Below are 15,010 nucleotides of genomic sequence, written 5' to 3'. Positions count from 1 at the left end.
CGTCAAGGGTGTGGTCAAGACCTGTCCACTTCCGGACAGGGTGCTCAGCCGTCTGTCCTACGACTCCGGTAGCCGAATCGGCACAATCCGCGTCCAGGGCGTTGACAAGCACCGGGGACGTGGCGTTCAATCCCCGTCACTATGACAACGTTGTCTCCTCTCGGCCGTGACCGGGACGGCAGCACGCGCACCGCGAGCAGGCGGGCCACGATGAGCGACGTGGCCCGGCTGGCGGGCGTGAGCATCAAGACCGTGTCCCGTGTGGTCAACGACGAACCGGCCGTGCACCCGGACACCGCCGAGCGGGTCATGGCGGCCATCGAACAACTGGGGTTCCGGCGGAACCTGGGCGCGCGCAACCTGCGCCGCGGGTCGACCACCGGCACCATCGGGCTGATCGTCGAGGACGTCGGCAACCCCTTCTACTCCGAGCTGAACCGCGCGGTCGAACGCATCGCGACGTCGTTCGGGCGCCAGGTGCTCACCGGCTCGTCCGAGGAGAACTCCGACCGCGAGCGCGAGCTCGTGCTGGAGTTCTGCGCGCGGCGGGTCGACGGCATCCTCGTCGTGCCGGCCGGTCTGCAGCACGGCTACCTGGTGCCGGAGATGCGCGCGGGCACGCCGGTGGTGTTCATCGACCGCCCGGCGGGCGACATCGTGGCCGACACCGTCCTGGTGGACAACCTCGGCGGCACCATCGAAGCCGTCACGCACCTGGCGACGCACGGGCACCGGCGGATCGCGTTCCTCGGCGACAGCCCGGACATCTTCACCGCGGCCGAGCGCCTGCGCGGGTTCCGCGAAGGCTGCGTGCGCAACGGCATCTCCTACGACGAGTCCCTGGTCTCGATGGGGACACCGACGCCGGAGTCGATCGGCCACGCCGTCAAGCGGCTGCTGCACGGCCCGGACCCGGCCACCGCGGTGATCGCCGGCAACAACCGGATCGCCGTGCACCTGCTGCGCGCGCTGGCCCACGCCGAGCAGCGCCCGGCGATGGTGGGCTTCGACGACTTCGAGCTGGCGGACCTGCTGAACCCCCCGGTCACCGTGGTCGCGCACGACGTGAGCGCACTGGGCCACGCCGCGGCCGAGCTGCTCTTCGCCCGCGTCCAAGGAGACCAGTCCCCGCCCAGAAAGGTAGTCCTGCCCGTGCATCTCGTCGCCCGCGGTTCCGGTGAGGCCGCCCCGTGACCCTCGAACCGATCCGGCTTCCCGCCAACCAGCCGCCGCAGTTCTACCGCGGGGGCGACGCCATTGCGGCATTGCGGGGCGCGCCCGCCGAGACGAAGTTCGGCCCGGAGGACTGGGTCGCGTCGGCGACCACCCTGTTCGGCCAGGAGACCAACGGGCTGACCCGGCTGCCGGACGGCGTCTGGCTGCGCGACGCCGTCGAGGCGAACGCGAACGGCTGGCTCGGCGCGAAGCACGTCGAGGCGCTCGGGACGTCGACCGGGCTGCTGGTGAAGCTGCTCGACGCGGGCCAGCGGCTGCCCGTGCACTTCCACCCGGACGACGCGTTCGCGAAGCGGCATTTCGACTCGCACTTCGGCAAGACCGAGGCGTGGATCGTGGTCGGCACCTACGGCGACGACCCGCGGGTCTACCCGGGGTTCAAGGAGACGCTGTCGAAGGCGACGGTGTCCGAGTGGACGCGCGAGCAGGACGTGCCGTCGATGCTGGGCGCGTTGAACAGCATTCCGGTGTCCCCCGGCGACACCGTCTACATCCCGGCCGGGCTGCCGCACGCGATCGGCGAAGGCGTGTTCGTCGTCGAACTCCAGCAGCCGACGGACTTCTCGCTCACGATCGAGTGGCGGGACTTCCTCGCGTCGCCGGAGAAGGGCCACCTCGGGATCGGCTTCGACACCGCGATCGAGGCCCTCGACACCTCCGGCTGGGACGTAGAACGTCTCGAGACCATCATCAAGCGCACCGCGGCCGACCCCGCGGCCACGGTGGACCTCCTGGCCGGCGGATCGGAGCGCTTCTTCCGAGCCGAGCAGCTGCGCACCGACACGACGACAACGTTGTCACTCGACCCGTCGTTCGCGGTCCTGGTCGTTCTGGACGGCGAAGGCACCTTGCGCACCGAGCACGGCGGCGAACACGCGCTGGCGAAGGGCGACACCTACGTCGTCCCGTTCGACGCCGGCCAGACCGAGCTGTCCGGCACCGCGACGGTGATCCGCTGCCGCCCGCCGGCGCCGGAAGAGAGGCACCGATGAGCGAAATCCTCCTGGACGCGGTCGACCTGACCAAGCACTACGGGTCCGTCGAAGCCCTGCGTGGCGCGTCGTTCCAGGCGCGCGCCGGCGAAGTGACGGCGCTGATCGGCGACAACGGCGCCGGGAAGTCCACTTTGGTCAAATGCCTCTCCGGCGCGGAGCAGCCGACGTCCGGGAAGATCCTGCTCGACGGCACCGAGGTGCACGTCGACTCGCCGACCACCGCGCGGCGCCTGGGCATCGAGACGGTGTACCAGGACCTCGCCGTCGCGCCCGAGCTCGACCCGGCCGCGAACCTGTTCCTCGGCCGCGAGATCCACCGCAAGGGCATCCTCGGCAAGCTCGGCATGCTCGACAAGAACGAGATGCGGCGCCAGGCCATCGAAGAGTTCCAGCGGCTCGGCGTGACGCTGCAGAGCACCGACGTCCCGATCGGCTCGCTGTCCGGCGGCCAGCGCCAGAGCGTCGCGGTCGCGCGTTCGGTCGTGTGGGCGTCGAAGGTCGTGTTCATGGACGAGCCGACCGCGGCCCTCGGTGTGGTGCAGCGCGAGCGCGTGCTCGACGTCATCAAGAAGGTGCGCGACAAGGGCATCGCCGTCGTGCTCATCAGCCACAACATGCCCGAGGTGCTGTCGGTCGCCGACCGCGTCGAGGTGCTGCGGCTCGGCAAGCGCGTCGCCCGGTTCACCGGGTCCGACACGAAACTCGAGGACCTCGTCGCCGCGATGACCGGCGCGCTCGTGCAGGAGGAGGCGGCGTGAACGTGTCGACGCACGAGAAGAGCGACATCCAGGAATCCCCCGACGCCGGGTTCGGCAAGCGGTCGCTGGGCAAGCGCCTGGTGGAGGCCAACACGTTCTGGATCGGACTGGTCCTGGTGGGCCTGATCGTGCTGTTCAGCGTGATCGCGCCGGACACCTTCCCGACGCTGTTCACCTTCCAGACGCTGTTCATCGAGTCCTCGGTCCTGCTGATCCTCTCGGTCGGCATGACGTTCGTGATCATCACCGCGGGCATCGACCTCTCGGTCGGCTCGGTGCTGATCCTCTCCGGCATGGCCGGCGGCAAGACGATGGAGGCGCTGTCCGGCGGCGACGCGTCGAAGGCGGGCTGGGGCGTGATCGTCGTCGGGCTCGTCGTCGCCGTGGTCACCGGCACGATCTGGGGCCTGATCAACGGCGCCCTCGTCGCGCTGGCGAAGCTACCGCCGCTGATCGTCACGCTCGGCACGATGGGGGCGTCGCTGGCCACGGCGTACCTGTTCAACGGCGGCTCGGACCTGCGCACCGTGCCGGCCGCGCTCACCCAGACGCTCGGCTACGGCACGTCCTTCGGTGTGGTGCCCAACCTGGTGATCGTGGCGATCGTGATCACCGTGATCGGGGCCTGGCTGCTGCGGACGACGAAGTTCGGCCGGTACACCTTCGCCGTGGGCTCGAACGCCGAGGGCGCGCGACGGGTGGGCATCGGCGTCACCGCCCACCTGCTGAAGGTGTACACGCTCACCGGCTTCCTGGCCGGGCTCGCCGGGTTCCTTTCGCTGGCCTACTACAACTCGACGACCATCTCCGGGCACACCACCGACAACCTCAACGCCATCACCGCGGTCGTGATGGGCGGGACGAGCCTCTTCGGCGGCGTCGGCACGATCCTGGGCACGGTGATCGGGGTGTTCATCCCCGCCGTGCTGCGCAAGGGCTTCAACATCATCCACGTCCAGGACTTCTGGCAGCTGTTCATCGTCAGCTGGGTCCTGATCGCCGCGGTCTGGTTCGACCAGCAGCGCCGCCGTCGCCGCAACTCCCGCTGAGTTCCCCCGAGTACGAAGAGGTGCTTACGAATGAAGCTGACCAAGACTCTCACCGCCATGGGTGCCGTGGTCTCCGCCGCCGCCCTGCTCACCGCGTGCGGCTCCGGCACGGTCGGGCAGACCGGGTCCGGTGACTCCGCCAAGCCGGTCGGCGGCAAGAAGCTGGCGCTGATCCCGGGCGTGCAGGCCGAGCCGTTCTACATCTCGCTGCAGTGCGGGGCGGAGGCCGAGGCGAAGAAGCTCGGCTACGAACTGACCACGCAGGCGCCGCAGAAGTTCGACGCGCCCCTGCAGACCCAGCTGGTCAACGCCCTCGGCTCGAACCCGCCGGCGGCGCTGCTGATCGCCCCGACCGACGACACGGCGATGCTCGCGCCGATCCAGCAGGTGAAGTCGCGGGGCTCGAAGATCGTCGAGGTCGACACCGCGCTGAAGGACACGAGTGTCGCCGTGTCGTCCATCTCGTCCGACAACGCCGCGGGCGGCAAGCTCGCCGCGCAGACGATGGCGAAGCTCGCGGCCGGCAAGAGCGGCTCGGTCCTGGTGCTCGACACGATCGCGGGCACGTCGACGACCGCCGCGCGCGCCAAGGGCTTCGAGGAAGAACTGAAGAACACGCCGAACCTGAAGTCCATCGGCGTCCAGTTCACCCAGAACGAGCCCGAGCAGGCCGCGGCCAAGGTGACGGCGGCCCTGTCGTCGACCCCGGACCTCATCGGCGTCTTCGCGACCAACCTCAACACCGGCGAGGGCGCGGCGACCGGCCTGCGCAACGCGGGCAAGGTCGGCGCGGTGAACCTGATCGGCTTCGACGCCAGCCCGTCCGAGGTCGAAGGCCTGAAGAACGGCCAGTACCAGGCGCTGATCGCCCAGGACCCGGCGTCGATCGGCACCCAGGGCGTCCAGCAGGCCGTCGCGGCGATCGAGGGCAAGCCGGTGACGCGGAACCTGACCGCGCAGCTGCACTCGATCACCAAGGCCGACATGGAGGCCAACTCTCAGTACTTCTACAAGCAGAGCTGCTGAGGTGTCCGTCAGAGTCCTGCGGGCGGTGCGAGCCGTCCCGCAGGGTTCTGACCAGCGGGTTCACCGCCAGTAAACGGACACTGCCGGTCACCGTGGTCAGAGAACCGCTCACCGCACTGCCCGTTCCCCCGGTCGAGTGCGCCGCGTCACACTCATCTGCACATGCATTGGCACATGCATGATCGCAGGGAGGGTGCGGTGAGGTACGAACGACCAGCTTGGCACCGGACGATCTTCGCCGTGGACGTCGAGGGCTACGGCGATCAGCGCAGGACGACACCCCACCGCCTGGCGTTGCGCGCGGGACTCTACCGCGCGCTGGACCGGGCGTTCGACGACGCCGGCGTCCCGTGGCGGGACTGCCGGCCCGACGACTGCGGCGACGGAGTCTTCGTCCTCGCCCCGCCGGAGATCCCGAAGGGGCTCTTCGTCGAGTTCCTGCCCGCCGCACTCGCCGTCGCACTGCACCGGCACAACCGGACGCACGACCCCGGGGCGCGGATCCGGCTGCGGATGGCGCTGCACGCGGGCGAGATCGCCTACGACGACCACGGCGTCACCGCCCCGGCCATCAACCACACGTTCCGGCTGCTGGAGGCGAAGCCGCTGAAGGAGGCGCTCAAGGCGTCGCGCGGCGTGCTCGCGCTGATCACGTCGGCGTGGTTCTTCGACGAGGTCGTCCGGCACAGCGACGGTCTCGACCCGGCGACCTTCCGGCCGGTGCCGGTGGCGGTGAAGGAGACCCGCACGACCGGCTGGATCTCGCTGCCGGACCGGCCGTACCCGGCGAACGCGAGCGTGCTGACCGGTGTCACCACGATCGAGCACTACCGCACCTGGCGCCGGTTCCGCCGCCACGCCCAGGTGCTGGCCGACCGGGAAGACGCCTCGTGGCCGTAGGATCGATCTCCGTGGACACGCCGCCGAGGGGAGGCCCACCGTGCACCTGCGCCCGGCGTCCCGCGCCGACCCGCTGCCGGTGCTCGCCGCCGCCCGCCGGATCACCGACGACCTGCGCGACGGCCTGTCCGGCACGCGCGCCCGCCGCGCCGCGCACCGCCTGCGCCGGCTGTTCGGCTTCCCCGGCCTCGGCCTCACCGACCTGTCCGGCGCGCTGCTCTGGTCCGGGCGGCCGGGGCCCGACGACGCCGTCGCGTCGGTGCTCGAAGGCGTGCTGCACACCGAGGAACCCGGGTCCGCACCGGACGTCCTCGGGCTGCCGCTGCACGTCCGCGACGAGCTCGCCGGGGCGCTGCTGGTCGTCGGGGACGTGCGCGACGCGGTCGCGGGCGAGGCCGCGGACCTCGTCGTCCAGGCCCTCGAACGAGCGCGCCTCGAGGCGTCGGCGGAACAGGCCGCGCAGGCCGAACTGCGGGCGCTGCGGGCGGAGATGTCCCCGCACTTCGTCTACAACGCGCTCACGGTCATCGCGTCGCTGGTGCGCTCGGACCCCGACCGGGCCCGCGATCTGATGCTCGACTTCGCCGACTACACCCGCTACAGCCTCGCCCGGCACGGCGAATACACCGTCGTCGCCGAGGAGTTCCGCGCGATCGAGACGTACCTGGCGCTGCAGAAGGCGGTGCTCGGCGAACGGCTGCGCGTCCAGGTGCGGGTCGCACCGGAGATCCTCGCCGTCGCCGTCCCGTACCTCGTGCTGGAACCCCTGGTGGAGAACGCGATCCGGCACGGCATCGAGCCGCGGTCGGGCACCGGGCAGGTCCAGGTGCACGGCCAGGCGGAAGGGAACGACTGCGTGATCTTCGTCGAGGACGACGGGGTCGGCATGGACCCGAAACGGGCGGCGGACCTCCTCGCCGGCCGCGTCGGCGAGGACGACCCGGCCGGTCTCGGACTGGCCAATGTGGACAGACGGCTGCGGGACGTCTACGGCGCCTGGTACGGCCTCACGGTCGAGACCGAGGTCGGCGCGGGCACCCGGGTCGTCGTGCGGGTGCCGCGGTTCCAGCCGGGGGTGCTGCCGTGACGGGGCTTCGCGTGCTCGCGGTCGACGACCTGCCACCCGCTCTGGACGAGCTCTGCCGCATGCTCGGCGAAGCGCCCGAAGTCGGTGAAGTCGTCGGCGCGGCCGACGCGCTGAAGGCGTTGAAGCTGCTTCAGGCCGACCGTTTCGACGCGGTGTTCCTGGACATCTCGATGCCCGGTCTGGACGGCTTGGAGCTGGCGTCGCTGCTGGCGAAGCTGAGCGAGCCGCCGGTGATCGTGTTCGTCACGGCGCACGACGGGCACGCGGTGACGGCGTACGGCATCGGCGCCGTCGACTACCTGCTCAAGCCGGTCCGCGCCGAACGGCTTTCGGCGGCGCTGGCGAAGGTGCTGCGGATGGCGACGCCGTCGTCGCGCCCGACCCCGGACGCGATGGCCGCGCTGCCGGTGGAGTCCGGCGGCCGGACGCGCTATGTCCGCCGCGACGACGTCCTGTTCGTGGAGGCTCACGGCGACTACGTCCGGCTGCACACCCGCGGCGGCGTCCACCTGGTGCGGATGCCGATCTCGCGGCTCGAGGAGTACTGGGAGGGCACCGGGTTCAGCCGGGTCCACCGCGGTTTCCTGCTGGCGGTCGGCGCGGTCCTGGAGCTGCGGAGCGACACGGCGGGCGGCCTGCTGGCCCACACCGAGGCCGGCGACGTCCCGGTCAGCCGCCGCCACGCCCGCGACCTGCGGGACAGGCTGCTGGAAGCCGCCCAGCGCGGCCAGCTCGGACCGGGCCCGCGATGAGCAAGATCCGCCGGGTCGCCGTGACCAGCCCGCAAACCCGGCTCGCCCACGCGCGACGCCGGTCACGCGGCCGCTGGCGGCAACCGCGCCTCCCCGCGAGCGACACCCAGCGCGCCACCGCGCTGTACCGCGCGCAACGCCGTCGCGGCGTCCCCGCGCTGGTGCTGATGTTCGCGCTGCTGCTCGGCCTGCCCGGGCTGTTCGCGGCGTTCCCCGGCCTGGACACCGTGCGGCTGCTGGGGATTCCGCTGTCGTGGCTGATGCTGGCGGTCCTGCCGTACCCGGCGATGGCCCTGCTGGCCCGCTGGCAGCTCCGCCGCGCCGAACGCCTCGAGGACGACCAGTGACCCGCGGCTCCCGATGGCCCCAAACGCCCCAATGTGGCGTTGGTTGCGTCCAACGCACCCAATGTGGCGTTGGTTGCGTCCAACGCACCCAACGCCACATTGGGGCGCATGAAACCGGCGGGGCGCGGTAGTGGGCGTCGCGCTCGCCGTCGCGCCGGTCGTGCTCGTGACGCTGCTCATCGGCGTCCGCGGGGTCGCCGCGATGCGCACGACGTCGGACTTCCTCGTGGCGTCCCGGCGGATCTCGCCGCTGGTGAACTCGGCCGCCGTCTCGGGCGAGTACCTGTCGGCCGCGTCGTTCCTCGGCGTCGCCGGGCTCGTCGTCAAGGACGGCATCGGCGCGCTCTGGTACCCGGTCGGCTTCACCGCCGGCTACATCGCGATGCTCGTGCTGGTCGCCGCGCCGATGCGGCGGTCGGGCGCGCTGACCGTCCCCGACTTCGCCGAAGCCCGGCTCAACTCCCCCGCGTTGCGCCGCCTCACCGCCGTCGTCGTGCTCGTGATCGGCACGATCTACGTCGTCCCGCAGTTCCGCACCGCCGGCCTGGTGCTCGCCGCGGTCGGCGGCACCCCGTACTGGGTCGGCGTGGTGCTGGCCGGCGCGGCGGTCAGCGTCACCCTGGCGCTGGGCGGCATGCGCGCGGCGACGTACGTGCAGGCGTTCCAGTTCGTGTTGAAGCTGCTGCTGTTCCTCGTCCCGGCGATCTGGCTGGTGCTGCAGGCCGGCGCGGTCAACCGGACCGACGCGCTCAACCCCGTCGAGTTCACCCACTTCGCCCGCGAGACACCGGTGCGGTTCGAGGTCGACGTCACCATGGAGATCCGCGAACCGACCCCCGTCCGCCGCAACGGCGTCGTCGAACTCCTCCAGCCGGGCGAATTCACCGCGCGCAGCCAGGACGAGGTCGTGTTCGGGACCGGTGCGGCCGTCCCGGCGGTCCGCGGCGGCGCGGCACTCGGCGGCCCCGACTGGCGGCGGCCGCTGCTCGACCTCGGCGACCAGGGCTACCCGCTGCTCGGCACCTGGGCCGTGCTCGTCGCGACCATGCTGGGCACGATGGGCCTGCCGCACGTCCTGATGCGCTTCCACACCAGCCCGGACGGCCGCGCCGCGCGCCGCACCGCAGCGATCACGGTCGCCCTGCTCGGCATCTTCTACCTCTTCCCCGGCGTCTACGGCGTCCTCGGCCGCGTGCTCCTCCCCGGGCTGTACCTCTCCGGCGCGACCGACACCGTGGTCGTCGCGCTGCCGTACCAAGTGGACAGTGGCTGGGCCGGCGGCCTGTTCACGGCACTGCTGACGGCCGGCGCGTTCGCCGCGTTCCTGGCGACGTCACTCGGCCTGCTGCTGGTGATGTCCGGCGCGATCGCCTACGACCTCGTGCCCGGCGAGCTGCGGCGGCTGCGGATCGCCGTGTTCGGTGTCGCCGGGGTGATGGTGCTGCTGGCGCTGCGCTCGGCCGAGCTCGACGCCGGCGTCCTGGTCACGTGGGGCTTCACCGTCGCCGCGTCGACGTTCTGCCCGCTGCTCGTGCTCGGTATCTGGTGGCCGCGCCTGACCGCGGCGGGCGGGATCGCCGGCGTGCTGACCGGGCTCGTCGCGTCATCGGGCTCGATCCTGTTCGCCCTCGCCGGGCCGTCGTTGCGAGGCTGGGTGGCGATCTTGGTGCAGCAACCGGCACCCTGGTCGGTACCGTTGGCGTTCGGCGTAATGGCGCTGGTCTCGTTGCGGGGCAGGCCGCCGGCCTGGTCGACGGCGGCGATGCTGCGCCTCCACCTGGACGAACCCCACTCGGCGGGACCGCCCGACCGTTCGTCAACCGTTCGTCGTCTGACCCGGCTGTTGAGCCGCTGATCCTTCACGCGAGCCTCACGCGTCCCTACGGTGTCGCAGGTCACTTTCCGCAAAGTCGCAGGGAGCAGCGATGAGCACGACGGACACCGGCGGGCCCCCGGACACGTCAGAAACCATCTGGGATCGCGCGCACGAAAGCACCGAGTTCCGTGAGCTGCGCAGCCGCCTGCGCCGGTTCGTCTTCCCGATGACGGCGGTCTTCCTCCTCTGGTACCTGCTGTACGTGCTCCTCGCGGACTACGCGCACGGTTTCATGAGCACGAAGGTGTTCGGCAACATCAACGTCGGCCTGATCTTCGGCCTGCTGCAGTTCGTCTCGACGTTCGTGATCACCGGCCTCTACGTCCGGTACGCCAACCGGAAGCTGGACCCGGTCGCCGAAAAGATCCGTGAGGACATCGAGAAGGAGCAGGCATGACCGCGACACTCGCCGCAGGCGTTGAGGGCAGCAACCCGCTCCTCAACATCCTGATCTTCGCCGCCTTCGTGCTCATCACCCTGGTGATCGTGTTCCGGGCCAGCCGCAACACGAAGACGGCGTCGGACTACTACGCCGCCGGCCGCGCGTTCACCGGCCCGCAGAACGGCATCGCGATCTCGGGTGACTACCTTTCGGCGGCGTCGTTCCTCGGCATCGCCGGCGCGATCGCCATCAACGGCTACGACGGCTTCCTCTACTCCATCGGCTTCCTGGTCGCCTGGCTCGTCGCGCTGCTGCTGGTCGCGGAACTGCTGCGCAACACCGGCAAGTTCACCATGGGCGACGTCCTCGCGTTCCGGATGAAGCAGCGCCCGGTGCGGGCCGCGGCCGCGACGTCGACGCTGATCGTGTCGTTCTTCTACCTGCTCGCGCAGATGGCGGGCGCGGGCGGTCTCGTCGCGCTGCTGCTCGGCGTCGAAGGCAAGGGCGCGCAGGCACTGGTGATCGCCGTGGTCGGCGTGATCATGATCGCCTACGTGCTGATCGGCGGCATGAAGGGCACCACCTGGGTGCAGATCATCAAGGCCGGGCTGCTCATCGTCGGCGCGCTCGTGATCACGCTCTGGGTGCTCGGCAAGTACGGCTTCAACTTCTCCCAGCTGCTGCAGGCCGCGGTCGACAAGGCGGGCAAGGCCGGGCAGACGTTGCTCGGCCCGGGCAAGCAGTACGGCACCAACGGGACCTCGAAGCTGGACTTCCTCTCCCTCGGCATCGCGCTGGTGCTGGGGACGGCGGGCCTGCCGCACGTGCTGATGCGCTTCTACACGGTGCCCACGGCCCGCGACGCACGCCGCTCGGTGGTCTGGGCGATCGTGCTGATCGGCGTGTTCTACCTGTTCACGCTGGTCCTCGGCTACGGCGCCGGCGCGCTCGTCGGGCCGGACACGATCAAGAAGGCACCGGGCGGGGTCAACTCCGCCGCTCCGCTGCTCGCGCTCGAACTGGGCGGGCCGGTGCTGCTGGGCCTGATCTCCGCGGTCGCGTTCGCGACCATCCTCGCGGTGGTCGCCGGCCTGACGATCACGGCGTCGGCGTCCTTCGCCCACGACGTCTACGCGAACGTGGTCAAGCGGGGCAAGACGTCGCCGGACTCGGAGGTCAAGGTCGCCCGGATCACCGCGGTGGTGATCGGCGCCCTCGCCATCGGCGGCGGCATCCTGGCCAATGGGCAGAACGTGGCGTTCCTGGTCGCGCTGGCCTTCGCCGTCGCGGCGTCGGCGAACCTGCCGACGATCCTCTACTCGCTGTTCTGGAAGCGGTTCAACACCCAGGGCGCGCTGTGGTCGATCTACGGCGGCCTGGCCATCACGATCGTGCTGATCGTCTTCTCGCCCGCGGTGTCGGGCAAGAGCACGTCGATGATCAAGAGCGCGGACTTCGCCTGGTTCCCCCTGAGCAACCCGGGCATCGTCTCGATCCCCGCCGCGTTCATCCTGGGCTGGCTGGGCACGGTCCTGTCCAAGGAGCACGACGAGAAGAAGTACGCCGAGATGGAGGTCCGCTCCCTGACCGGCGCGGGCGCCGAGAAGGCGGTCGTCCACTAACCTCCACCGACCCCGAAGGCCGTCGCGAGGGTGTTCCCGATCCCCTCGCGACGGCCTTCGGCCATTTCAGTACGGCAGCTTGCCCTTGGCGACGCCGGTGACGGCCGCCTCGAACTGCTTCCGCAGGTACTGCCACAGCCCGCCACCCAGCGAAATCCTCGCCACCCCCAGTTCGGCGAGGCCTTCGAGGCCCGGGCTGCCCGGCCAGGCGGCCGTGTTGACCGCCCCTCCGGTCCCCCGCACGAACTCCGCGATCAGCTCCGGCGTGCGCAGGTGAATCGGGTAGACGCAGTCGGCGCCCGCTTCGAGGTAGGCCTTCGCCCGGGCGACGCCTGCTTCGAGCGCCTCTTTCGGATCCACGCCGCGGAAGGAGTCGACGCGGGCGTTGATCACCAGGCCGTCGCCCGCCGCCTCGCGCAGGGCGGCGATCCGGGCCGCCTGCTCGCCGACCGGCCGGACGTCGCCGGTGGCGTGGTCGGTGTCCTCGAAGTTGCAGCCGACCGCACCGGCGTCGAGCAGCCGGCCCGCCAGTTCAGCGCCGGAGAGGCCGTAGCCCGACTCCGCGTCGACGGTGACCGGAACGCCGACCGCCTTCGCGATCCGCGCGGCGGCAGCGAACATCTCGTCGGCGGGCGCCGCTTCACCGTCGGGGAACCCGAGCGCGGCCGCGACGGCGACCGAGCTGGTCGCCACCGCCGGGAACCCGGCGGCCTCGACGAGCTTCGCGGTGTCGGCGTCCCAGACGTTGGGCAGCACCAGCGGCTTGCCGGGGACGTGCAGCGCCTTGAGCGCGGCGGCGGTCACTCGTCCCGCTTCGGCAGCGGCGTGTGGCTGGTGATGGTCATCCGGTTCCAGCTGTTGATCGCGATGATCTCCCACGCGACCGCGCGGTACTGGTCCTCGGTGAACACCTTCGCCGCCTGCTCGTAGACGTCGTCGGGCACGGTCTGCGTCGCGGACAGCTTGGTCATCGCCTCGGTGAGGGCCAGGGCGGCCTGCTCCTGCTCGGTGAACAGGTCGGTCTCGCGCCAGCCGTCGAGCACGAACAGCCGCCGCGGCGACTCACCCAGCTCGAGCGCGTCACGGGAGTGCATGTCGAGGCAGTACGCGCAGCCGTTGATCTGCGACGCGCGCGTCTTCACCAGTTCCAGGAGTTTCGGGTCGAGCCCCGCGTTGGCCCCGGCTTTGTTCACCTCGGCCTGCAGGCCGGCCATCGCCTGGTAGAGCTCGGGCGCGCCCCCGAGTCCGATTCGCTTGGTCATGCCGTCCACGCTAGCGGCGACTGGACCACAGGTATGGTCCAGTCACATGACTGATTCGTGGTCCAGTTCGGGGCTCGACGTCCACCTCGGCTGGCAGCCCTCGACGGGCCGCAGCGGCCTCGCGGCGGCGATCCGCGCGGCCATCCGCGAGGGCCGGTGGCAGCCGGGCGCGGCGGTGCCGTCGACCCGCGCGCTGGCGCACGACCTGGGCGTCGCCCGCGGAACGGTCACCCGCGTGTACGCCGACCTCGCCGCCGAGGGCTACCTGCGCACGGCCCAGGGCGCGCCGACCCGGGTGGCGACGGCGGGCTCACTCCCCCAGTCCGCGCCCCGGCAGGCGCCGCGCGACCCGGCGCCGCGCTGGGACCTGCGGCCGGGCCGCCCGGACCTGACGGCGTTCCCCCGCCAGGCCTGGATCACCGCGACCCGGCGGGCTCTGCTGCGGACCCCGGCGGCGGCGTTCGGCTACGAGTCGGAACTGGGCGCACCGGAGCTGCGGGACACCCTCGCCGGCTACCTCGCCCGCGCCCGCGGGGTGGTCGCCGACCCGGCGCGGATCGTGGTGTGCCACGGGTATTCGCACGCCGTCGCGGTGGTGTCGCGGGCGCTGTCCGGCCTGGGCGTCGGCGAGATGGCGTTCGAAAACCCTTCCCTGGCCACGTACCGGTCGATCGCGGCGGCGCAGGGACCGCGGGTCGTCGGCGTCCCGGTCGACGAGCACGGGATGGACGTGTCCGCTTTGGACAGTCCGGCGGCGGTCGTGACGGCGGCGCACCAGTACCCCACCGGCGTCACCCTGGCCCCGCCCCGGCGGGCGGCACTGGCCCGCTGGGCGAGCGAATCGGGCGCGGTGGTGCTGGAAGACGACTACGACGGCGAGTTCCGCTTCGACCGCCAGCAGGTCGGGGCGCTGCAGGCGCTGGCGCCGGAGCGGGTGGTGTACGCGGGCACGGCGAGCAAGACCCTGGCCCCGGCGCTGCGGCTGGCGTGGCTGGTGCTGCCGCGGACCCTGGTGGAGCCGGTCCGCGCGGCGATGGCCGACAGCGGTTCGCGCCCGGCGTTGCTCAACCAGCTGGCACTGGCCGAGCTGATCGACTCGGGTGCCTACGACCAGCACATCCGCCGCAGCCGCGCGGAATACCGCTCCCGCCGCGCTCGGCTCCTGGCGGCCTTGCCGGACTCGGTCCGGCCGTACGGCATCGCGGCGGGCCTGCACCTGCTGCTGATGCTGCCCCCGGACGGCCCCTCGGAGGCAACGGCCCTGGCGGCCTGCCGCCGCCGCTCGATCGGCATCGAAGGCCTGGGCAGCTACTGGATGACCCCGGACGGCCCGGGCGGCCTGATCGTCGGCTACGCGGCAACCCCGAAACACGCCTTCGCCGGCGCAACCCAGCACCTGGTGGAAGCCCTCTGGGAAATCACCGCCTGACCCCAAACACGCGAATCCCGCCCTCAATCACGCAAGTTCCGCCCCCACCCACACAAGTTCCGCCCTCAAACACGCGAGTTCCAGCCCCATCACGCGAGTTCCGGCCCCAAATCACACGAGCCGACCATCCCGGGTACACGAGCCGACCTTCCAGGCACGCGAGTCGACCCTCCAAGCACGCGAGTCGACCCTCCAAGCACGTGTGATGCCCTTCCAATCACACGTGTGGGGTTGCCCCTTGGGGCCGGACACCTTGATTCCAGACGGTGGTCTGGAGGGAGGATGTCCT

At 71.1% G+C, this 15,010-nt stretch carries 15 protein-coding genes; 13 read left to right on the top strand and 2 right to left on the bottom strand.

Going from position 1 to position 15,010, the window contains the following annotated elements:
• The first annotated feature begins 210 nt into the window (after positions 1–210).
• From CF165_RS28405 to CF165_RS28350, 12 genes are all read left to right on the top strand, one after another.
• Entirely contained in the window at positions 211–1,194 is a 984-nt protein-coding gene (locus CF165_RS28405; protein ID WP_093950655.1) for a LacI family DNA-binding transcriptional regulator, read from the top strand.
• Complete coding sequence (locus CF165_RS28400; RefSeq protein WP_093950654.1) at positions 1,191–2,228, top strand: class I mannose-6-phosphate isomerase; 1,038 nt, start codon at positions 1,191–1,193, stop codon at positions 2,226–2,228. The genes CF165_RS28405 and CF165_RS28400 overlap by 4 nt, the downstream gene beginning before the upstream one ends.
• Positions 2,225–2,989, top strand: a complete 765-nt coding sequence (locus CF165_RS28395; protein ID WP_093950653.1) for an ATP-binding cassette domain-containing protein — start codon at positions 2,225–2,227, stop codon at positions 2,987–2,989. Before CF165_RS28400 ends, CF165_RS28395 begins: the two co-directional genes overlap by 4 nt.
• Complete coding sequence (locus CF165_RS28390) at positions 2,986–4,038, top strand: ABC transporter permease (protein WP_093950652.1); 1,053 nt, start codon at positions 2,986–2,988, stop codon at positions 4,036–4,038. Before CF165_RS28395 ends, CF165_RS28390 begins: the two co-directional genes overlap by 4 nt.
• Before the next feature lie 30 nt (positions 4,039–4,068).
• The gene (locus tag CF165_RS28385) at positions 4,069–5,064 is read left to right on the top strand and encodes an ABC transporter substrate-binding protein (protein WP_093950651.1); all 996 of its coding nucleotides are present in this window, start codon (positions 4,069–4,071) and stop codon (positions 5,062–5,064) included.
• Between the two features lie 198 nt (positions 5,065–5,262).
• Positions 5,263–5,964: a hypothetical protein gene (locus CF165_RS28380; protein ID WP_093950650.1), complete on the top strand. Its 702-nt coding sequence runs from the start codon at positions 5,263–5,265 to the stop codon at positions 5,962–5,964.
• Between the two features lie 40 nt (positions 5,965–6,004).
• Complete coding sequence (locus tag CF165_RS28375; protein ID WP_093950649.1) at positions 6,005–7,051, top strand: sensor histidine kinase; 1,047 nt, start codon at positions 6,005–6,007, stop codon at positions 7,049–7,051.
• Entirely contained in the window at positions 7,048–7,803 is a 756-nt protein-coding gene (locus CF165_RS28370) for a LytR/AlgR family response regulator transcription factor (protein ID WP_093950648.1), read from the top strand. Before CF165_RS28375 ends, CF165_RS28370 begins: the two co-directional genes overlap by 4 nt.
• Entirely contained in the window at positions 7,800–8,150 is a 351-nt protein-coding gene (locus tag CF165_RS28365) for a hypothetical protein (RefSeq protein ID WP_093950647.1), read from the top strand. The genes CF165_RS28370 and CF165_RS28365 overlap by 4 nt, the downstream gene beginning before the upstream one ends.
• Positions 8,151–8,280: 130 nt before the next feature.
• Positions 8,281–10,005, top strand: coding sequence for a sodium/solute symporter (locus CF165_RS28360; protein WP_093950646.1), 1,725 nt, complete (start codon positions 8,281–8,283; stop codon positions 10,003–10,005).
• Positions 10,006–10,075: 70 nt separating this feature from the next.
• A complete protein-coding gene (locus tag CF165_RS28355) occupies positions 10,076–10,423 on the top strand; it encodes a DUF485 domain-containing protein (protein ID WP_093950645.1) in 348 nt (115 codons plus the stop codon).
• Positions 10,420–12,030: a monocarboxylic acid transporter gene (locus tag CF165_RS28350; protein ID WP_093950644.1), complete on the top strand. Its 1,611-nt coding sequence runs from the start codon at positions 10,420–10,422 to the stop codon at positions 12,028–12,030. Before CF165_RS28355 ends, CF165_RS28350 begins: the two co-directional genes overlap by 4 nt.
• A gap of 66 nt (positions 12,031–12,096) precedes the next feature.
• Here CF165_RS28350 and CF165_RS28345 read toward each other — a convergent pair whose 3' ends face one another.
• Both CF165_RS28345 and CF165_RS28340 read right to left on the bottom strand, forming a co-directional pair.
• Positions 12,097–12,834: an isocitrate lyase/PEP mutase family protein gene (locus CF165_RS28345; RefSeq protein ID WP_093950643.1), complete on the bottom strand. Its 738-nt coding sequence runs from the start codon at positions 12,832–12,834 to the stop codon at positions 12,097–12,099.
• The gene (locus CF165_RS28340; RefSeq protein ID WP_167441589.1) at positions 12,831–13,292 is read right to left on the bottom strand and encodes a carboxymuconolactone decarboxylase family protein; all 462 of its coding nucleotides are present in this window, start codon (positions 13,290–13,292) and stop codon (positions 12,831–12,833) included. The genes CF165_RS28345 and CF165_RS28340 overlap by 4 nt, the downstream gene beginning before the upstream one ends.
• 46 nt (positions 13,293–13,338) lie before the next feature.
• Here CF165_RS28340 and pdxR point away from each other — a divergent pair, with 46 nt between their 5' ends.
• A complete protein-coding gene (gene pdxR / locus CF165_RS28335) occupies positions 13,339–14,721 on the top strand; it encodes a MocR-like pyridoxine biosynthesis transcription factor PdxR (protein ID WP_093950641.1) in 1,383 nt (460 codons plus the stop codon).
• Positions 14,722–15,010: the final 289 nt, after the last annotated feature.

It is taken from the genome of Amycolatopsis vastitatis (assembly GCF_002234595.1).
GTDB lineage: Bacteria > Actinomycetota > Actinomycetes > Mycobacteriales > Pseudonocardiaceae > Amycolatopsis > Amycolatopsis vastitatis.
The sequence above is the reverse complement of the archived record's forward strand: the minus strand, read 5'-3'. Positions and strand labels throughout refer to the sequence as shown.